The sequence below is a fragment of the Lacibacter luteus genome (genome assembly GCF_004118265.1).
Classification (GTDB): Bacteria; Bacteroidota; Bacteroidia; order Chitinophagales; family Chitinophagaceae; genus Lacibacter; species Lacibacter luteus.
In genome coordinates, this window is record NZ_SDHW01000004.1 from 34,118 (window position 1) to 54,023 (window position 19,906).

The following is a 19,906-nucleotide window of genomic DNA, read 5'->3' on the forward strand; positions in this document are numbered from 1 at the left end:
TTCCTTTCATTCTTTTTTGGGTTGTATGGGTGCTTATCTTTATTTTTGCCACCCTTAAAATTTCAGTCGGTGAGGTGGATGAGTGGCTGAAATCAGTAGTTTGCTAAACTGCCGTACGGGTAACTCTGTACCGCGGGTTCGAATCCCGCCCTCACCGCTCTTAATTAATTATTTTAAGACGAAAAAGCCGCAAATCAAATGATTGCGGCTTTTTCGTTCGGTGAGTAAATTCCAAAAAAACACAAAATATTCAACCTTCAGGTGAGCGATTCGGTGAGTAGAAAATAACACTCAATTTACTCACCGAATTTGCACAAAACCCTTATCCAGCAAGCATTTCAGGAGAAATAAAACTTGCAATTGCAGTCGGCAATTTGTATCTTTATTTAGTAAAACACCTACTCACCGCTAATCATCGTACATGGTAAAGACCTTTCACCACATCTTCTACCAGAAGAAACCAAAAAACTACCAAAACGGACCTGTTCCCATTTATTTACGCATCACTGTTGAAGGCAAACGAGCTGAAGTTTCAATTAACCGGGAAGTAGAACCTGGTAACTGGATTTCCAAAGCAGGCCGATTAAAAGGCAAGTCAGAAGAAGTAAAGAAATTCAATGCACACTTAGATGCACTGCAATCCAAGTTATACGATGCACATCAGGCATTGATTAGGGAAAACAAACCCATTACAGCCGAAACATTAAAGAACCGATACATCGGTGCCGGTGAAAGACAGCGCACCATTATTCCTATTTTCAAAAAACACAACGATGAAATGCAAGCCCTCATACCTCAGGAGTACGCAGAAGGCACATTGGAACGCTTCAGGATTACCCTATCCCACCTCAAAGAATTTTTACTGTGGAAGTATAAAACAACAGATGTTGAACTTCGGCAAATTAATCATGAGTTTGTTGCAGATTTTGATTTCTACATAAGGTCAGAAAGAAAGTGTGCAAACAATACGGCAGTCAAGTACAGTAAATACTTTCAAAAAATCATTCGCATCTGTATCGCCAATGGTTGGATAGAGAAAGATCCATTTGTAAACTTCAAGGTGAAATTGAAAGTAGTTGACAGAGCATTTCTATCAGAAGAAGAACTGCAAGCTATCCAAACCAAAGAATTTACCTCAATACGTTTAAATCAAGTAAGAGATGTTTTTCTGTTCTCCTGCTTTACAGGTTTAGCCTATGCAGACGTTCTAAAACTCAGCCCGGGTCATGTCAGCACCGGCATTGATGGCGAAAAATGGCTCTTTGTTAATCGTACCAAAACCGATACTCCTTCCCGTGTTCCCTTGTTACCTGTGGCTTTGGAGATAATCGAGAAGTACAGCGCCTATCCTGCATGCATCAATCAAAACAAACTATTACCGGTTTCCAGTAATCAGAAGATGAACGCCTACCTGAAAGAAATCGCAGACGTTTGCAACATAACAAAAGAATTAACCTTCCATATTGCACGACACACATTTGCAACAACGGTAACATTAAACAATGATGTTCCCATTGAAAGTGTGTCAAAAATGCTGGGGCATAAAACCATAAAAACAACCCAGCACTATGCGAAGCTGCTTGACAAGAAAGTAAGTAGTGACATGAACGCACTCCGCAATAAATTCACAAGGAAAGAAGAAACAGCTGATTTAAAAACGGGCTCCTAAGAAAGAACCTGTTATTTCTTCCCTTGAATTTTGCCAACATATGCAACAATTGCAGTCGTCATCATTATTAAAATTTCAGCATCTGCTCTTCCAAAATGACCAGTCGATGGAATATGATGCGTCTTTGAGGTAAATCCTGAAGTTGCTTTAAGTATTTTATCCAACCAGTCTCCTGTAGCGTCAATTACAGCACTAACCCAATCCAGCTCACTTTTACTTTCAATAAATTCTCGTAGCTCCTTTGACTTTATTTGTTTAAACGGATCAATCGCCGACCTGCAATGTGCCACTGTTTTATCATAGTCGCCATTCATAAAGTACTTTCGTGCAGCCTCTAGTTCAGTCAAAGAATTCTGATACTCCTTTGGAATAATATCATTTGCAAGAGGCAACTCAATAAGCTTGTAAGAATTATGTCCTAGTTGTGGCAGTATTGAGTTTACCCATTTTGATTGTTCAACTTCAAATTTCAACTGGCCAAGTGAAGTTTCTGTTCCGGTCATAAAGGAACCAGTATTCCCGTCTTGAAATGAAATCTCCTGATATTGTCCCGTTTGTATATGGACATTTAACCAGAAAGCCACTTTCCCATTCCTGTATTTCTCAATTTTGTTAACAACTTCACTGGTCAATGAAAAATTGATACTGTCATGGAAAGACGTTTCCAGTGTAATGTTGCGTGTTAAAATTGTATAACTCTCACTACAATGAATTTCACCTTCAATCGATTTTAATTCACCTTTTATCGATAGCACTTCAAGTCGTGACAATCCTCTTTTATTTATTGTAAGCACTCCTCCAAAATCAATTTTTATTGGAACTTGTAAGATTGGACTATTTGCACCCCCAAATCCAATTATCTGATCGGTCAAAACAGTTAGATCTCTGTTTCCGCCAAGCATTTGAATACTTCCTCTTGCCATACTTTTTTCCGCAATCTAATCTATTGCATAATACAAAATCTTATTAGCAAATTTATTCTCACCCCCTCTTCATCCTTCTCAACCCATTCAGCACATCCATCAACTTACTATCCAGCGACCGCATTGTATTCATCTCCGCCTTACTGAAACAATTGTAAATATTCTGCCAGCTCAACTGTTCTTTCCTGGTAGTACGTACCTGTCCGCTCAACAGTTTTGCCACATCCCGCAAGTTGCGGTTCACCAGTTGACCATTATCCTGTAACAGCCGCACATACAAACCCAACTCCTCCACCGTCCAGTTCAAATGCAGCAAAGGTTCTGTTTCGGTTGCAATTGTAGGGGCAGTAACGGATACCACTGGTTTTTGCTCCATCATAAACAACACCTGTTGAAACATACTTAATGCTGCATCTCTTACACTTAATTTGCCTGGCTCAATTCCAGTAATATTTTCAACAGCAAAATGCTCCAGCTCATGCATCTTCGATAAACAAAACTGCAGCTGTTCATGCTTATCCTCTAATGCATGTATCTCTTGCTTCAAATGCATCACAAACGCTTTACAAAACGGACCAGTATTAAAATTCATCCCAATCAACAGATCCACAAATGCCGAATGAAAAAACACATCATCACTCTTCACCGGCAAACACAATACCTGGTCAAACAGAAGCGACAAATAATCCAGCAACCGAAAACTGATAGACCGTTGCGAGTGACCATCCAGTTTCGGCTCAACAGAACTTCGAAAAGCCTGTTGAAAACCCTGTTCCACTTCACATCGTTCCAGGCAATGCATTACCCGTTCAAAATCTTTGCGTAACTGTATTTGCATTTTGTGCAGGTAGTGTAATGGCACCGCAGCTTCACAATCAAAATAAACCGGGTACTCTGTTTTAAGAAAATCGAGCAACAACTCCAGCACATCAATTAGTGTTCCCGTCAGCTTTAACACATTCGCATCCTTACGTTTTACCTGCCGTTCTTTAAAAAGCAGTAACTGATTTTTAAGTCGTGTAATACTTTGCTGATGCTGACGCACATAAAACTCCCTTTGCTTACTCCGGTTAAAATGAAATACCCGGTTACGAAAATTCTGCAACACAGCATTCGCCTCCTCTTGTATCAGGTTGCAGTAAGTCTGCAACTGTTCTTCAGTAAGTATTACCGTTCTATCAAAATTCAAACGAACAAAATCGTCGAACAAAGCAAGTTCATAGGCCATAGTAAGCGCCCCACTGGTTTGGTAGGGCCGCAAACTTAATAACCTTGCAACTTAGTAGCAGGTCGGTTTCAGGAGTAGTTAAACGGGTTTCAGGAATTTCTTTCTACATTACCGCACATCATCCCGCAAAACAAAAACCGATATACTTCGCTGTACTTTTTCCAATACAAAACCATATTGCTTTAACGCCGCTTCAATTGCAGAAAATGTTTCCAACCCATTGGCAAACTCCAGGTCTATCCGGTAGAGAATACCTGTTTCATCCAGCACTGGAAAATCAACTGCTTCCGACTCGTTCAAAAAATTCACCAATGCTTTCATCTCTCCATTTTGCAAGTAAGGTTTTTCCCTTGCAGCTAATCGGTTGACTGTTTTTTGCTGCTTGCTTTTCAGTTGTAAACTATCGCCGGTAAAACGCAATAGCCAACAATCCATCAAACGCTCTTCTACCCTTCCTTCTAAGGCAGTGTAATCGTTCAGGTATTGTAACAACAAAGGATAGAGCAAATCTGCTTTCTCAACCGGTACCACAAAGTCAAGTGAATAAAGATGTTCCTTACTCCACTCAGCATAACGACTATCTGTAAACGACAGGTGCAGTGGCAAAGAATCTTTTACTTCCAACAACATTTGCTTTGCTGAAAATTTAGGATAGAGTTTGTGTACAACAATGTTGTACAACTCCTGCAGACTGTTATTGGTAATGGCCCTTCCATGTATAATGCCATTCGTAACCCGGTAACGGTTACCACTGGGCAGCCCTGCATTACGACCTTTAAGTAACAAAGCATATTGCTGCAACTGATCTTTTGGCAAATCGCTATTACTGTATAATGGCGCTTCTGTTTGCTGGTCTTGCTTTCCTTCAAACTTTACCGGCACTCCCGCCAGCACTGCTTCAATGGTTGCAGCGTTCACTTCATCAGCACCAGTCTCTGTTATCAAATTTCCTGCAGTATCCAACCACACATAATGGGGCAATAACAAATGCGGGTAACGGTTAACAGCAACCGTATCTTCCACAACGGCGGTAAGGTTCAATGGCCGTCCGTTCCGTTGTTCCCAACTCTTAAAAACGGCTTCCACCTTGGCTCGTGTATCGCCGCTTCTTTTCGAATTGATTAATACAAACTGCACCCGGTCTTTAAACTTTTCCTGTAGTGTATCGATCTTTCCAAACGATTTAACACAGGGCGCACACCAGCTTGCCCAGAAATCCAAGATCACCAGTTTACCCCGGTAATCGGCCAGCGAAATCGTTTTATTGCTTCTTAAAGTTTGAGTAAAAACAATTGTTGTATCTCTTGCCGGAAAAGCAGTTTGCTTTTTAACGGTTTGTGCCGATACAGGAACACATAGCCATAACATGGCCAGTACATATAGTAAACGCATGAAAATTTTAATTGAAAATGAAAAACTGGTCCGTAACAGACGGACATTACTGAGCGGAACAACCTGTGCAGAAGCATAAAGTTGATGCTTCCGGCTTGGTTACCGAAACCAAATACAGGCTGATTTAATCAAAAAATTATACTTTTATCCATATAACACATTATGGCTACTACCACCTTAAAGATACTTAGAGAAATCAATGATCGCACACAGGAAGAAATTGCAAACGTGTTGGGCATAAGCCAAAATACCTACAGCCGCCTGGAACGTAACCCTAAAAACCTCACATCCGAACAGGCGCAGAAGTTAGCAGACTTTTATAATGTAAACATTGCAGATTTACTTACTGAAGGAACGCCTTCAATTACATTTAACGATACCAAGGTTGAAAACAATGCATATGTAGGAAGCATTGAAAATGACAATCATATTTCAGCAAGTGCCGCTGAAAATGCTACTCTCAAAGATGAAATTGCATACTTACGCAAACAAAACGAAGAGTTATTAAAAATGATAAACACCCGTTTAAATGGATAGCCTGCTTCAGGCTGTCAAATAAAAATTCTTTTAAAGAAGGGAAATTTAATTAGCAGCATTTTATGGAACAATGTAAGCACCTTCTCGCCAATTGCGGTTAGTTACCAACCATTCAAGAAGCTGTCCAAGAAATGCAAACTTCAATGCTACAGCAGTAGCTTGCTCTAAACATATTTGTCCAGGCTCAAGCTCACGAATTAATGTACTTCTTTTATATATGGCTTGATGCCCCTCAATGACTAAAGTAGTAGTTGATCCAAACCTTGCAATTCCTCCATGTGCAAGTTTCCCACTTGCATTAACGTGATTGAGAATAAAATCTAAATCTACTGATGGGTAATGTGGGTCTGGCATTAGGCGGCTTCTACTTCCAAATGTGGATTTACATAATTTTCGCCAGTTTGCATCAGCCTTTCAAGCATAGCATCTGTATCTGACACATTGTACCCCAAAAGAGGTTCGCCAGTTTCACCATTGATAGCTACCCAGCCCAACGCTTGTAATTCTTTTTCTAGTCCCTGTCCAAATTTTTCAGCCACAAAACAGAAAGATGCAATAGCTTCTTCAATTGCTTTTTCAGCATCAATTTCATCCTTGGCAATTGTGTCAATACCGAGCAAGGGAAGTTGTACGAGCAAATTACCATGGTCGGACACTTTATTCCATATCGGCATAAAGACAGACACGGAACTGATTTTGTCACCGCTTCGAGTAATTTTGATATTTGCTTCGGTTGTGTTCATTTTGTGTTTTGCTTTCAATTTGCAAGTTAGGTATCAAATCTGATACAATTTACATTATAACGTAATTTTTTCAATATTCTTTAATTGCTAAATTGCTTAGAATACCATAATAAGCCCTTGAAAATCAGTATTATTTGCATAGCCATTATAATTCCCAATTCCTTTCCCGTTAGGATCTTTAATTTTTTTGCGTCAAAATAACTTTTCAACTAAGAAGTTACTAAATTTTGGTATTGTACAAACCCGTTACTGTTTTCGAAATGATTATGATTGAAAACAACCTGTAAAGTAGCAGTGCTTCGCTCCATTAAAAACACATACCCTGGAGCGTTGTAAACTGCAGAAAGTTTAGCTGCCAACTTGCGATCAATCCTGCGGCTTTCCGATTCAAAGGCATTGTATTCGCTCAAACTAAGTTGCAGTTTTTGGGAAATTTCTTCTTTTGTGAATTGATGATACCGGCGAAAACTATAAAGAATAAAATTCATTGGAGAATTGCAGGTTTAATCAAACCCTTCAGCAAAAAACTCAGCTGGCGTTACTTCCAGTCCATCTATAATTTTGAGAAGTGTACTCATCTGAATCCCTGTAAAGTTTCCAGATTCGAACTTACCCATACTAATCCTCGATATTTCTATATCATAAGCAAAATTCTCTGCTGAAGAAAACCCTTTCTCTTTACGTAAAGTCTTAATTCTGTTACTCAACTTTCCGTAAAACTCGTCATAGTCAAAATGTCCAAGAGTAGCACGTTTCTTATCTTTTTTTCTTGACTTTGACATGTTGCAAATAACAGGATATGTATATCTGAAACAACCAATAAATATTGACCTAAAATTTATGAGGCTAATATTTATTATTTTAAGTACCTTAGAAGACCAATCAGAAAATGCATCTGGAGTCAGAACATATTACAGTTAACCTATCAAATAAAAAGGATTTCGATAATATCGAAGATGCATTTCATAACTTTTACTCTCCCCTTTGCTATTTCGCATTCCAGCTCATCAACAGTAAAGAAGCTGCAGAAGATATTGTAACCGATTTTTTTACACGTATCTGGCAAAAACCACCTGCTTTAAATAATAGCCGGGTGTTTCGTTCCTACTGCTATACGGCTGTTCGTAATGCCTGCATTAACCACTTAAAACAGCAGCAACGCTTTTCGCAAAAAGAAGAACAGTGGCAACAACTCCAAAGCCTGGAACAACCGGCCATCCTCGATGCTATTATACAAACAGAAACCATGCGGGCTCTCAATGCCGCAATTGAAACACTGCCAGCCCGTTGCCGTTCGGTTATTACATCACTTTATAAAGAAGGAAAATCCATTCGTGAAACAGCCGATGAGCTGCAGATTGCAGTTGAAACAGTTAAATCGTTACGGCAGTATGGTTTGAAATTGCTGCGCAAAGAAATGCCTTTGGAGCTTTGGCTGGCGATGGGATTGCTGGCAGGCTAGTGGGGCTTTGATTCTTAAAATGAAGATGGTATATTGAGTTAGCTAACAACTCATCTGCTCAACCAAAACCGGCACGCTTATGAAATTAAAACACAGCATCCTGTTTGTTTTGCTCACACTCCTCGGTTGCAAACAAACTGCAACAGATCTGCACAATGGAGAATATGTTTCTTCAGAAGAACACAGCAAGCAAGCACTGGAAGAATCAATTATTATCAAAGGCAATAAAGCCACTTTACGAATGCGCTCATTATTCAACCGTTCCAAACTTACCAAAAGCACGTACCTCTGTCTGCATTACCCCGACAGGGTTGATTTGCATTTTAGTAAAAGACGGCCCATTTCAATTCCGGTAAACAAAGACGGCAACTTAATTTGGGATGAAAAAGTATTCATAAAACAAATTCCGCTCATTATTCAGCCGATGCCTATCCCTGAGGCATTTTTAGAGGCGATGGAATAAACAATTTCACAAATTCTTACCTCATGAAGCTCCGGATTGAAAATCACAGCTAGCGAATTAATGTTACAGTTCCGCTTTTTTTAATAATGTTTCCCTTGTAATCTGTTCCGGAAACAACCCAGGAATAAATTCCCGGTATTTGCTGTTCATTTTTAAAATAACCATTCCAGCCAGAAGCAAAATCCTTCCCGGAAAATACAACCTGCCCCCACCGGTTATAAACTTTAAAATAGTTAAAGGATTTAATGCCAACCGGTACAGCTACTAAAAGATCATTCAATCCATCATTATTGGGGGTAAATCCTGTAGGAACAAAAATATCCGGCTTATCAAAAACAGTAATGTTCAAAGTATCCATTGCCTTACATCCTTCTGACGTACTAGCGGTTACACGGTATGTTATATTGTTCGATAATACAGCAACAGGATTTTGAACACGGTTATTACTTAACCCGGTTCCAGGTTGCCAATCAAAATAAATAAACCCTGTATTATTAACATCTATAGCAAATAATTGCAAAGGCTCTCCCTTTGCTACAGAAATATCATTTCCTGCAAATAGCTTAGGAGGTGGCTTTACAGTAATCGTTACAGCAGCATTGTTCAGCGAAGTACATCCTTTCATATCTGTAACTTTTAATTGGTAAGTTGTACTAACAGTGGGGCTGTTAATATTTACGGTATCGTTTAAAGGATTATCGAGAAATTGATTAGGGCTCCAGGAATATTGTATACCTCCTTCGCCAACCAGTCTTGCACTTTGCCCATAGCAAATAGTTGTATCTTTTTTTGCTACAGCTATGGGTGCAGGGTTTACGTTTACATCAACCGAGTCATTCGCCTTACAAATACCCTTGGTTACTTCTATAAAATATTTAGTTGTTGTTTGAGGGCTGGCGATAGGATTACTAACAGTACTATTATTCAATGCCGCAACAGGTATCCAGCTGAACTGCGTTCCGTTTGAAACAGCATTTAATTGAACGTAGCTACCTTCGCAAACCTCTTTAGCCTTCTCTACACTTAAACGTAGTTCGCTTACGAGTTCTACTGTGGCTGATGCAACGGAAGTGCACCCGTTTGCATCCCGAACAGATATTTGATAAACTCCTTTTGGTAGTCCGGTAAAAATATTACCCGTCCCAAAGTTGGCTCCATCAATACTGTAAGTATAGGGCTGTTTACCACCGGTTGCAAGCACTTCAATTTTTCCATCATTGTTATTACAAGACACTGGATTATTTGTAATTGAAACAACTGGTCCGGGAGTATTTAAGATTTTTACTGACAACCTGATTTCAGTTAACAATGCATCACGCACTGTAACAGTATAATCGCCTTGTCGTAATCCGTTAAATAAATTAGAAGCCTGATAATTACTATTATCAATCGAGTACATATAAGGTGCTGTTCCTTTATCCGCATTTACAAACACACTTCCGTTGGCATAACTACATGTTTCATTTGTAATAGAGGCAGTAGCAATTGTACAGCTTTTTAGTACAGTTACCATTATGCCGTTTTTTATACCAACAGCATCACGTACTGTTATAGAGTAATCTCCTGATTTCAAACTGCTGAATATATTTGATACCTGATAGTTGATGCCGTCTAATGAATATTGGTAAGGACCAAAACCGTCACTAACATTCACTGTTATAATACCGTTTATTTGATCACATATTTCAGATCTGGATGCGGCCCCCACTACAGGACAATGTGCAGAAAGTTTAAAAGATTTACTGCTAATGCAACCATTCTTATCTTTTACAAAAGCCGTAATCAGTGAATCGGCCTTTACATTTTGAAGTGTCGTTTCTGCAGCATAATTTACACCATCAAAACTGTACAGATATGGTGCAACTCCACCTGTAACTCCAAGCGTAACTTTCCCATCTGTTTTTAAACAGGAAGTGGGTAGTGTATCAAGTTGCAAAATGGGTGTTGTAACTGCCTTGATCGCTACTGCCTGCTTTACAACATTATTGATTGCATCTTTCACAGCTACATTAAAAATACCGGGAGTAAGATTAGTAAACGTATTTGCTGTTCCGTATGTAATTCCATCAAGAGAATATAAGTAGGGTTCAACGCCGTTGTTAGCGGTAATTTTAATACTCCCATTATTTAAACCACAGGTTGCATCCTTTTGAACCGTTTGCATCTGTAAACAACTATACGGTACTGTAATATTCGTTGTTCCTGTAAAACCCAAATCATCTTTAATTATAATGGTATACATGCCCGTTTTTAATCCTGTAAAATCAGGCGATGTTTGAAAATTAACCCCATCAAGAGAATAGCGGTAAGGTTCTGTTCCTCTGAATCCACCTGCAGTAATCGCTCCGTCATTACCGGTACAGGTTTCTGCTTTGCTTACTGCATTTACAATCGGGCATTTATCAAAAACAGTTGCCCTGATGGAGCTTTGCACGCCTATATCGTCTCTCACCGTAATCGAATAATTGCCCGGTGCTAAATTCTTAAATACATTACTTGTCTGATAATTAATACCATCAATACTGTACTGGTAGGGGGGCTTCCCTTGGCTGGCAACTACTTCTAATTCTCCATTGCTTCCAAAGCAAGATGCAGATACAGCAACATATTCGATAGACAAAACGCAATACTCTGTACGGTTAAACCCCCAGGCAAGTATTTCCCCATTTGCTTTTTTGATGAACACCTGGTACACACCTGGGCCGATATTCGGAAATACTCCGGTTGCCTGATAATTTACACCATCCATCGAATATTGGTAGGGTCCATTCGAACCTTGAATCGTAAGATTAACGTTCGAACTTGGCCCGCATGCAGAGCCACTGCCGCCACCAATTAATCCGTTATCCATACAAGCATTAACAGCATAAAAAGTAGCGAATGAAGTGTACCGCCCAAGGCAGCCATTCGCATCTTTTACCAGAAAATCATAAATCCCCTGGTATAAATTGGAAAAGGTATTACTGATTTGCCAGTTAATACCATCTATACTGTAGGAATAAGGCGGAGTTCCCCCCGTCACTTTCAAACTGATAGAACCATCTTTAAGGTTGCATTTGCTGGGCACTTTTATTGTTTCTGGCAAAACCCGAACGGGACCGGGGGCGATATCGGTTAACGTAACGACTTGTTCACCAATCAACCCATTTGCATCAGTTACCCGCATTAAAAATGTACCGGCAATTGCAACCGGGAAATTACCCGTCTGCTGTGTGTAAGAACTATATTGATCTATTCGTGTATAGGTATAAGGGGGAGTGCCATTTGTTGCTTCAACAACTATGCTTCCACTAGAATAACCACAAGTTGGTTGCGTAACAATCACGTTGAGTACGATTGCCGAGGTTGCCGCAAGGGGCTGGAAATTGAATATAGCTTTGGTATTCGCATTCACCGGTTGCGCTTCGTTTAAAAAAAAGCTTTTAAGACTTTGCTTTTTTGTTAAAGTGTCAATTGTGCTGGGGTTTCCTGGAAAAATAAAGCGGCCATTTTTTTCATAAAAAATCAGCCCTGTCGGTGTTTGTCTAAATTCCTGAGAATAACCAATCCGTATACACAATAATAATGTAAAAAGAATAATTGGATATTTATGTAAACAGATAAATTCTTGCATGCGACTCAGGCGGCTAACTGGTTATATATTTACTAAGTCATTGATTAAAAAATAAGATACGGGGAAAGAGTGATTATATTCATTAATTATCAAGGTTATACTATGACGTCTTATCAGGAAGGTTAGCTTTTAATATCAATCAGTGATGAGCCCTGCCCATCACAATGAATTATTTTACTGAATTTATCTCAACCGTATTTTTAATGTCGATCGGAATATCCATGCCACGCATTTGCACCGAACCTTTAATTTTTGCAGAAATAGAAGCCTTTAGAATCATCCCTGTTTTTCTTTCCATTACATACTCGCCTTCTTGCAAACCTGTCAAGTTAGTCGATGTCACTCCGTTTCGTGACGCAATCTCATTATTATCACTTGATATTTCGCCTGAAGATTCAATAAATACCTCATTTTCAGTTACTGCTTTTACAAAATAGGTGGTCGTAGTTTTCAGTCCGAATTCACCTTTTTGGCTGGAGGAAGCCTTCCACTTTTCATGAAGATGAACAGTTGAATCCGGGAAAAATCCAAAAAACTGTTCTGCATTCTGCTTTACCAAACTCCCTAATACTAAATGATTCCATTGTTGTCGGGCAATAGAAGCAGTTAATGTATCTGTAAATCTTAATTGTTCAAATACATTATTTGTCAATTCTTCATATCCCGCTACCTCTTTCACTTTTCCGGTTCTGTCCAATACAATATTAATTTTCGATTCTTTCAATGCTCCTAATAATTTCTCGATAGGGTTGGTTGAATATTTTGCATTGCCGGCATCCATTTCGGTCTCAGTATCACCTACTTTACTGGATAAATGAATTTTACTATATTCAATACCTACACTGAAACCACTGCCTGTGTCTTTATTAATAAGGTATGAAAAGGCAATATCTGATGAGTTATTATTTGTTATTTCTTTCCCCGAAACTTTCATCTCGGAATTAGATTTATTAACGATTGTGTATTGATAAACAGTACCTGGCTCAGGATCAAAAACCAGTTGATATCCGGGCCCTTCTTTAAGGTAATTCTCATGATTCTTATCATCCGAAGGAACAAACCTGCAAGACCACATAACAAAGCACAGAATACAAACTAATAGTTTTTTCATTTTCATGATTTATCAAAAGAAATTATACAACATATTCAATGTTCACCCAATCAACTCCTGGCAATTTCAAAAATTCTGACGCAGCAGAAAAATTTGAATTTTCAAGGGAATAATTTTCGTCCAAAATGATTTTCCAGGTGGATGACATTTTGGACATTACTCTCAACAGCTCGCATTGTAATTCACTAGCACTGGAAGCTTCTTTGAAGAAAGAAATCTCAAACAAATACTTGGTTTGATCCTTCCAATAGGGCTGAAATTCAATGATCCTAAAATCCTCTATCGAAAGCGACGTGATTATTGTTTTGGAAATCTTTTCGCTTGAATTTTCTTTTTGCGAATTGATTATACTTCTAAAAAAAAATTCCTTTTTCATCACTCATTCTGCAACATCATTATTAAAAATCTATTCCTCTTTCAAACCAAGCTTATTCCGCAAATCTAATCTTGTCGTGTGTATTAATAGTGGATACTTCTTTATTGTGTTATGGATTCCTTCTGCTGTTTCAATTCCTTTTAAAAAAGGTAAAACATAGTCATTAATTATGCCCTCTATTTGTTTCTCTCTTTCATTGCTATTAAAGCCGACATGATCCAGGTTAAACGCATTATTTACCATGTCTTTATCCGCCAAATCATCTGGCCCCCAATGCAAATGTCTTTTGTGAGATTTCGGATAAGGGGTGTCTTCGTTTAAAAGCTCCTTGTAAAAACAACCAAGCATAGTTTCATACTTCCCTGAGAACTCCGACTTCCCAAGAACGAAAATCGTGATTGTTTGATCATTGTGTTTGTAATATGTTTCTTTCTTCCTCACGTAACCTTCTGCGCTCATTAATTCATCAACCGTTTCGTAAAGTTCCTTTTTATTGACAATCATATAAAGACAAATTTCCCAAATATCAGTCGAATCAAAAGATAAGTAAGGCAAAATTGATTGACTACATTCTTGTTAATTAAAGTTTTTAATTCACATCCAAAATGTCTCAATTTTGTTTCCCTTTTCATTTTTCCTCGCAAGGGAATTTGTCTAATAAAACTAGCTCCCCATTTTTCCCGTTCATAAAGGCTTTTCTTTAAAATCGATTCGTATAACCAAGCTAAGAGAATAACAGTTTACCGTCTGACATTTCATTATAGCATGTTGGATGATTAGGCTTTAATCATATTAAGGTGGTTACTTAGTTCGCAAACTTATATAAAATCCTTTACCATTTTCCCACAGCATCTAAGCTTGATATTGTTTTTACCCCTAACGGCGACTATTGTTCACTTTTAGCATATCTGGTGTTTTTGTTTCAAAAGCTTTAATAATGTCCCCTCCCCATATTAGTAGTTGGAAGTTAACCCCATCTGCAAAAATTCCATTTTTGAAATCATTCGTCAAAAAAAACAAATAATCTCCATTTGGAAAAACAGGGATTAACCATTCATTATATTCATCTTTTTCAAATGGCAAATCAGCAGTAAATGAATAACAATCGTGTTGCCAATTAAGCGCAAACATTCTTTCGCCATTAGATATTTTCTCAAACCATGCTTGTGCTGATTCGTGAAGATTGTTGTATAGTTCTTCTACAAATCCGTCATTGTAAAATCGTGAGATGTCAAAATACTTATTTGGCAAGGGTAGAGTAATTAATTCTTTTTCTTCATGAGGCTTAAAGTGAAGTTCACTAAATACAAAATCCCACACTTTCTTATTCTCTACATCTTTTAATATCTTCCAGTTATTCATGATTATCATTGTATAAGGGTGAAGGTTTTATAATGATTATTTGTATAATATGCTTTTCCATTTCCTATCACCACTCTTTCGGTGCCTCTATTAACTCCTTTTTGATATGGATTTACATCATACTCTTTGTATTTAATTGGGTTCCCCTTTGAATCAGTTTTAGGAAGTACTTGTCCTCCTCCTCTGCCATCATTTGCGAAATTCCCCCCTCCTTTGTATCCCGGCTTAGCTGCTCCTTTGTTTTTTGCAGCATGTTCCACAACATCTAATGCTTTTTTCGGAGTCTGATTAGCGGCATTGGTTCCTTCATTTTTAGGGGATGTTTTACCACTTCCACTACTGCCCGAAGTGTTTGATCCACTACTTCCAGCATCACCGCCTGCTGTTGCGGAAGCATTTAACTTATATAGTTGTTGAAGGCTTTTTCCCATATCTATTGATGCTGCGACTCCAACCCCTCCTCCATGGGCAGCCACCAATGCTCCGCCTGCAGAAACAATACCACCCGTAGCCAATCCGACGCCCATAGCAGTTGTGCCTGCCTTCATTTGCACCCCTCCTTGTGCAATCGCTAATAGGTCTCCAGCTACTCGTCCCCTGAGATATGCGATTTGCTCATCTCTCGTTTTATACTCATTTAAGTGATTACCTCCAAAAAAATCATACATACCTAAAGTGTTGGCGTTATAAAGAGCATCGGACGTACCCCTCGCAGTAATTAACGCCAGCCTTGCTGTAATTTTTGCAGTACTGGAGGATGCTGCAACAGTTTTTTGCACAGCTTTCCTTGGTGCGGTGATTATTATTTCCTGCAATACTGTTTTACCTGACTCAACTGCTCCATTTATCAAAGTAAAAATTGACGAAGCACCTTCTAACCCGTCGATATCAATATTCATAATTGGATCGGCACTTGCATATTGATAAGGAGATAATGTTGTGTACACGTCAGTTAATGGATCTAATTGAACAAACCTGCCAATTTGGGGATCATAATTCCTGAAACCGTAATCATACCAATTTAATTCTCCATCATCCCACAACTCTTTATCGTTATATAAATGAAGGTTTTTAGCTTGTCCGTCATATGTATCGCTTGCACGTTTTGAACTTATACCCGCAATTTTTAATCCATACGCATAATAATGGTTTTCTTCTAGGATTCTTCCGCTGTTCACACTTACCTGAAAATCGTCAAAATATACATCCTGGTCACTTCGGTTACTGATGAACGCAAACATGTAACCATTCTTGGGAGCCTGAACCTGGTTAATTATTAACGGTTGAGTTGACGTACTCCAACTGCTTAAAACCTGTTGTTGATAAACGCCTCCTTCTTCCGGAGGAATATAATTAAATCTTTCATCAAGAAATATTACAGTTAAGAAAGCTAATGGTGTTGTACCTCCTGATCCCGGATTTTGAAGGGTATTAATTAATCCTGTTGTTGATCCCAGCTGATTCGTAACTCCAACTGCATTATCTTTTATTAAACCCGTTGCGGCACCTCCTCCGGTTATCGTTTGTAACAAACTATTGACTACTGCATTTACAAATCCCGAATTGGAGCCGCCTGTAGAATTTTGGAAATAGTAAGCAGTTTGCGCCGAAACAATATCACCTGCCATCACCTTCTGAAAAGTATTCGGACCTAGATTTTTTCCTGCCAAATTACCTAACCTGCTTACACTGTTTGTACTATTATTTGTCCAGCCAGTTGGTCTTGCAAATCTGGTTGTTTCTACTTCGTTTGCCGAACCTGCTTGCCCAAATACAGGAGCCTCGACGCTAGACCTGGAAGTTTCCATTGTTGCAACGTTACTCGCAAATCTCGTTTCCTGGGTGAGAATCATCCTGACGTTTTTCTGGTAGTCAGTAACAAAAAAGTCGATTGCTCCTTTTTTGCCGTTTGGCAAACTAAAATCTCCATCAACAGTCAGGTAATCAAACCCATTGCTTTGAGATGTTGGAGTGATCACCCTGATTCTGCCTTCCTCGAAACTGAAGTATGAAAGAGACAAATTAGTGCCACTGAAAGGTGCAGATGAAGATGATGTCAGCGTAGTTGAAACTTCCTGGTAAACAAATTCCTGGATATAAGTAGTTATTACTGATTCTGTTTGTCCGGAACCTGCTTCAGGAATAAACACCCGCTGGAGTTTATCACCATCAGCACTGTATACTATTTTTATAATGCCCTTCCCCGTAATTTTTATCTGCTCGGGTTTATCAAGATGATTATAAACAATTCCATATCCATTTGCAATCAGCGACTGAACGTTTTTATTCAGATCAACTACCAAATTACCGTTGGCATCATATACATAATCATTCGTTCCAGCTCCGTTACTTCCATCTTTAAAATCGCCTAGCTTTCCGTTAACTGAGGTTGAGGTCGTTTCGTCCTTAACAGCAACAACTTTATTACTAAGATTGGCATAAGTATAGCGCAAATCGTCTACCAAAATTGGGTTTGTTGTTCCCGGAACAATGCCTTTATGCGACATTTCCAGAATATTACTATTTAAGTCATAGGAAATTTTTCCATTTACACCTGAAACCGTAAAATCCATCTTAGCATTGCTCCACGCATCACCAGGATACTTTCTTTCTTTAAATAACGCATTTATTAAGCGGCCTGCATTGTCATAAGCAAAATCATAACGACGTTGAACATCATCTCCTAAAGTACTCCAGAGTATACCTCCTACCCTTCCTGTAAGGTTTGCATTTGTAAATACATTATCCCTGTTATCATAGCCCAGATAGAGCCCGAAAAAATGCTCCCATTTATTGTAAAGCCCGGGAGTTTTAAGCGCATAATCTTTGTTAATGCCTGTTATATTTCCGTGTATGTTATAAGAGTAATTCAAAGTTTCAAGGCCTGGATTACCCCCGCCGATATAAGTAGGATCAAACGTTTTCGATTTCAATCTTCCAAAGTCATCGTATGAATATGCCACCATTTCTCTAAAGTCATTTGATCCTACTTTCTTTAAAATGGTTGTTACCCTGCCAAGTTGATCGAACAAATATTTGTTCAGCGTTTTAAAATTCGTGTACCCCGCTGCTGAAACAGTGTGGTCTGAACATTGACTTAAAACCCTGCCATCAAAATGGTATTGCGAGGTCGTAATATCTACTCCGGATTTGATATTATCCATTAATATCTGAATTAGATCCCCTCTTTCATCAAAGTAATTAGTTTCAGACAAGAAAGTAGTGGTACCTAATGCTCTTGTAATACTTCCCGTTGGAAAGTTCATGGTTCGTTTTGACCATGTGATCGGCTGTACGTTGGGATCAGTGTCACTATATGCCTGAAGGTTAGTATAGCCTGTGTTAAAAGTTTTTACGCCAGTAAAATTGTAATGGTCATAAAAATTGTATTTGATAATTGAAGTATAATCAGAATTATTGATTGTACTAACAATTGGACATAAAGACATTGTTACATTTACCGGAGCAACCCCATTAGCATAAACCGTCATCGAAGTTGCTGCAGGAGCGTTATCAATATTGTTTTGTAATTGTGCCTGAGTTATAAAAGTGTTGTATAATGCTGTGATTATTGGCCGGTCAAGTTCATCATACAATGTTACTGTCCATTGTGGGGTTAACATGGCTGCCTGATTACCATCTTGGGTAAAAACCAGCCTGTCTCTTTTATCATAAAGCATCTTTAAAGGCATAGCGCCGGGTGCTTTTTTCCATATCATTCTCCCTAATGCGTCATAATCGTAAAAAAAGCACAATTCATTCAACACCTGCTGCCCATTTGTTCCTGCAAATGACCAGCTATTATTAGCTAGATATTTAACCGCCTCAGGTTGCAGGACATGCCTTAATTGTCCAAATTCGTCATATATATAATAGGTACATATCCAGCCATTATAAAATGACGAAGGATTATCTTCTAACTGTACTTTTTTCAAAATGATACGACCATATTTGTCTGAGAACTCAATTATTTGTTTTCCATCAACATCAGTTTGTACATCCTTGAAAAGTGTCTTAACATCATAAACACCTGCATGAATAGGCCCATTGCCCTGAACATAATCCACATCAAACTTATGTACTTCGTCATTCACACCATTCATTTCTCTCCATTGCGAAAATCCGGCACTTGCAGACCATGTATTACCAGCTTGTTTAACATTTCTGATTTTTTCCAGCGGACTATTATCAAAAGTAACTGTATGAAAAGCAGATGTTTCATTGTAAACGGTTGAATAATATTGTTGTTGCTCAGTAACGGTATTTGTTTTGTATTTACCAGGATTAGTTACCGTAGCATATGTAAGGTATTGTTTGGTAGCACGGCCGTAAGTATCATAATACTCAACATTTACCTGATCCCCCCACTGAGATCCACCGGATTGAGGTGCTACAGTTGCAGTATTGACACGTTGTAAGACACGACCAATTCCATCAATGTAAGTTGTTGATTGTTCTTTTTGAGAATTTGGCAATGCATCAATTTGCTGAAAACTTTGAACACCTGTTGTCTTTACTTCGATCTCACGTATGTAGTTAATATTATCCCATGTACTCGAAACCAAGCTTATTTTAATTGTGTTCGAATAAACGAATGCACCGTTAGTATAAACTGTTTTTCTTCTGAACCACAGATTTTGTAAAACAGGATTTGGATAAGTATATCCAACCTGGTTGTTAGTACCAGGTGCGTTCCCAAATCCAGATAAAGGAGTAGCGCTGAATTCCCAAAGATAGCTTAGTCCTGTCTGTGGGTAAGCTGCCGGAGCGAGTTCTGTCATTGGATCTGCACTTTGGTTATACACAACTCCGTAATTGCCGCTTATTGTACCTATCGCATGTGCAGGGTTCCAGTTCTGACAAAAAACATTGCCTGAAACTGTTGATAAAAACAGAAATAGATATACGAGGCGATACTTCGTCGTCAAATTGTTTATCTGCCTATGAGCTAATTTTGCAAAAACACAATTTCTGTTTTTCATTTTATGTACAATTATTTTAGCAGTTCAGTTTTCAAATTACATAGT

General features: G+C 38.5%; 17 protein-coding genes and 1 tRNA gene. 5 read left to right on the forward strand and 13 right to left on the reverse strand.

Annotated features, from left to right (window positions below; translation table 11 throughout):
- Positions 1-68 precede the first annotated feature (68 nt).
- Positions 69-157 (forward strand) — tRNA-Ser (locus ESA94_RS13620).
- A 264-nt stretch (positions 158-421) separates the two neighbouring features.
- Entirely contained in the window at positions 422-1,669 is a 1,248-nt protein-coding gene (locus tag ESA94_RS13625; RefSeq protein WP_129131480.1) for a site-specific integrase, read from the forward strand.
- A gap of 11 nt (positions 1,670-1,680) precedes the next feature.
- On the opposite strand, the gene ESA94_RS13630 is transcribed toward ESA94_RS13625, so the two are convergent.
- The 3 genes from ESA94_RS13630 to ESA94_RS13640 form a co-directional block, all read right to left on the reverse strand.
- Complete coding sequence (locus ESA94_RS13630) at positions 1,681-2,592, reverse strand: hypothetical protein (protein WP_129131481.1); 912 nt, start codon at positions 2,590-2,592, stop codon at positions 1,681-1,683.
- Between the two features lie 58 nt (positions 2,593-2,650).
- The gene (locus tag ESA94_RS13635) at positions 2,651-3,820 is read right to left on the reverse strand and encodes a hypothetical protein (RefSeq protein ID WP_129131482.1); all 1,170 of its coding nucleotides are present in this window, start codon (positions 3,818-3,820) and stop codon (positions 2,651-2,653) included.
- A gap of 108 nt (positions 3,821-3,928) precedes the next feature.
- Positions 3,929-5,212, reverse strand: coding sequence for a redoxin family protein (locus ESA94_RS13640; protein WP_129131483.1), 1,284 nt, complete (start codon positions 5,210-5,212; stop codon positions 3,929-3,931).
- A 162-nt stretch (positions 5,213-5,374) separates the two neighbouring features.
- On the opposite strand from ESA94_RS13640, the gene ESA94_RS13645 reads away from it, so the two are divergent.
- Positions 5,375-5,749 carry a helix-turn-helix domain-containing protein gene (locus ESA94_RS13645; protein WP_129131484.1) on the forward strand — a complete coding sequence of 125 codons (375 nt, stop codon included), beginning with the start codon at positions 5,375-5,377 and terminating at the stop codon, positions 5,747-5,749.
- Between the two features lie 60 nt (positions 5,750-5,809).
- Here ESA94_RS13645 and ESA94_RS13650 read toward each other — a convergent pair whose 3' ends face one another.
- The 4 genes from ESA94_RS13650 to ESA94_RS13665 form a co-directional block, all read right to left on the reverse strand.
- Positions 5,810-6,103: a hypothetical protein gene (locus tag ESA94_RS13650; RefSeq protein ID WP_129131485.1), complete on the reverse strand. Its 294-nt coding sequence runs from the start codon at positions 6,101-6,103 to the stop codon at positions 5,810-5,812.
- Complete coding sequence (locus ESA94_RS13655) at positions 6,103-6,492, reverse strand: hypothetical protein (RefSeq protein WP_129131486.1); 390 nt, start codon at positions 6,490-6,492, stop codon at positions 6,103-6,105. Before ESA94_RS13655 ends, ESA94_RS13650 begins: the two co-directional genes overlap by 1 nt.
- 209 nt (positions 6,493-6,701) lie before the next feature.
- Positions 6,702-6,980 carry a helix-turn-helix transcriptional regulator gene (locus ESA94_RS13660; protein ID WP_129131487.1) on the reverse strand — a complete coding sequence of 93 codons (279 nt, stop codon included), beginning with the start codon at positions 6,978-6,980 and terminating at the stop codon, positions 6,702-6,704.
- A gap of 15 nt (positions 6,981-6,995) precedes the next feature.
- A complete protein-coding gene (locus ESA94_RS13665) occupies positions 6,996-7,274 on the reverse strand; it encodes a helix-turn-helix domain-containing protein (RefSeq protein ID WP_129131488.1) in 279 nt (92 codons plus the stop codon).
- A 107-nt stretch (positions 7,275-7,381) separates the two neighbouring features.
- On the opposite strand from ESA94_RS13665, the gene ESA94_RS13670 reads away from it, so the two are divergent.
- Positions 7,382-7,954, forward strand: a complete 573-nt coding sequence (locus ESA94_RS13670; RefSeq protein WP_129131489.1) for an RNA polymerase sigma-70 factor — start codon at positions 7,382-7,384, stop codon at positions 7,952-7,954.
- A gap of 79 nt (positions 7,955-8,033) precedes the next feature.
- Positions 8,034-8,417: a hypothetical protein gene (locus ESA94_RS13675; RefSeq protein WP_129131490.1), complete on the forward strand. Its 384-nt coding sequence runs from the start codon at positions 8,034-8,036 to the stop codon at positions 8,415-8,417.
- A 49-nt stretch (positions 8,418-8,466) separates the two neighbouring features.
- On the opposite strand, the gene ESA94_RS13680 is transcribed toward ESA94_RS13675, so the two are convergent.
- From ESA94_RS13680 to ESA94_RS13700, 6 genes are all read right to left on the reverse strand, one after another.
- A complete protein-coding gene (locus ESA94_RS13680; protein WP_164972743.1) occupies positions 8,467-11,742 on the reverse strand; it encodes a T9SS type B sorting domain-containing protein in 3,276 nt (1,091 codons plus the stop codon).
- Positions 11,743-12,199: 457 nt separating this feature from the next.
- On the reverse strand, positions 12,200-13,141 hold the full coding sequence (locus ESA94_RS13685) for a DUF6263 family protein (RefSeq protein WP_129131492.1): 942 nt from the start codon (positions 13,139-13,141) through the stop codon (positions 12,200-12,202).
- Between the two features lie 22 nt (positions 13,142-13,163).
- Positions 13,164-13,517, reverse strand: a complete 354-nt coding sequence (locus ESA94_RS21465) for a hypothetical protein (RefSeq protein ID WP_164972744.1) — start codon at positions 13,515-13,517, stop codon at positions 13,164-13,166.
- A 30-nt stretch (positions 13,518-13,547) separates the two neighbouring features.
- Positions 13,548-14,021: a hypothetical protein gene (locus ESA94_RS13690; protein WP_129131493.1), complete on the reverse strand. Its 474-nt coding sequence runs from the start codon at positions 14,019-14,021 to the stop codon at positions 13,548-13,550.
- Positions 14,022-14,393: 372 nt separating this feature from the next.
- Positions 14,394-14,879, reverse strand: coding sequence for a DUF2716 domain-containing protein (locus ESA94_RS13695; protein ID WP_164972745.1), 486 nt, complete (start codon positions 14,877-14,879; stop codon positions 14,394-14,396).
- A gap of 5 nt (positions 14,880-14,884) precedes the next feature.
- Positions 14,885-19,861 carry a DUF6443 domain-containing protein gene (locus ESA94_RS13700; RefSeq protein ID WP_129131495.1) on the reverse strand — a complete coding sequence of 1,659 codons (4,977 nt, stop codon included), beginning with the start codon at positions 19,859-19,861 and terminating at the stop codon, positions 14,885-14,887.
- Positions 19,862-19,906 lie beyond the last annotated feature (45 nt).

What these genes read in the sequence shown, in the direction of transcription:
- ESA94_RS13625 (WP_129131480.1), top strand. Translation starts at nt 422, where the DNA reads ATGGTAAAGACCTTTCACCACATCTTCTACCAGAAGAAACCAAAAAAC.
- ESA94_RS13630 (WP_129131481.1), bottom strand. Translation starts at nt 2,592, where the DNA reads ATGGCAAGAGGAAGTATTCAAATGCTTGGCGGAAACAGAGATCTAACT.
- ESA94_RS13635 (WP_129131482.1), bottom strand. Translation starts at nt 3,820, where the DNA reads ATGGCCTATGAACTTGCTTTGTTCGACGATTTTGTTCGTTTGAATTTT.
- ESA94_RS13640 (WP_129131483.1), bottom strand. Translation starts at nt 5,212, where the DNA reads ATGCGTTTACTATATGTACTGGCCATGTTATGGCTATGTGTTCCTGTA.
- ESA94_RS13645 (WP_129131484.1), top strand. Translation starts at nt 5,375, where the DNA reads ATGGCTACTACCACCTTAAAGATACTTAGAGAAATCAATGATCGCACA.
- ESA94_RS13650 (WP_129131485.1), bottom strand. Translation starts at nt 6,103, where the DNA reads ATGCCAGACCCACATTACCCATCAGTAGATTTAGATTTTATTCTCAAT.
- ESA94_RS13655 (WP_129131486.1), bottom strand. Translation starts at nt 6,492, where the DNA reads ATGAACACAACCGAAGCAAATATCAAAATTACTCGAAGCGGTGACAAA.
- ESA94_RS13660 (WP_129131487.1), bottom strand. Translation starts at nt 6,980, where the DNA reads ATGAATTTTATTCTTTATAGTTTTCGCCGGTATCATCAATTCACAAAA.
- ESA94_RS13665 (WP_129131488.1), bottom strand. Translation starts at nt 7,274, where the DNA reads ATGTCAAAGTCAAGAAAAAAAGATAAGAAACGTGCTACTCTTGGACAT.
- ESA94_RS13670 (WP_129131489.1), top strand. Translation starts at nt 7,382, where the DNA reads ATGCATCTGGAGTCAGAACATATTACAGTTAACCTATCAAATAAAAAG.
- ESA94_RS13675 (WP_129131490.1), top strand. Translation starts at nt 8,034, where the DNA reads ATGAAATTAAAACACAGCATCCTGTTTGTTTTGCTCACACTCCTCGGT.
- ESA94_RS13685 (WP_129131492.1), bottom strand. Translation starts at nt 13,141, where the DNA reads ATGAAAAAACTATTAGTTTGTATTCTGTGCTTTGTTATGTGGTCTTGC.
- ESA94_RS21465 (WP_164972744.1), bottom strand. Translation starts at nt 13,517, where the DNA reads ATGAAAAAGGAATTTTTTTTTAGAAGTATAATCAATTCGCAAAAAGAA.
- ESA94_RS13690 (WP_129131493.1), bottom strand. Translation starts at nt 14,021, where the DNA reads ATGATTGTCAATAAAAAGGAACTTTACGAAACGGTTGATGAATTAATG.
- ESA94_RS13695 (WP_164972745.1), bottom strand. Translation starts at nt 14,879, where the DNA reads ATGAATAACTGGAAGATATTAAAAGATGTAGAGAATAAGAAAGTGTGG.
- ESA94_RS13700 (WP_129131495.1), bottom strand. Translation starts at nt 19,861, where the DNA reads ATGAAAAACAGAAATTGTGTTTTTGCAAAATTAGCTCATAGGCAGATA.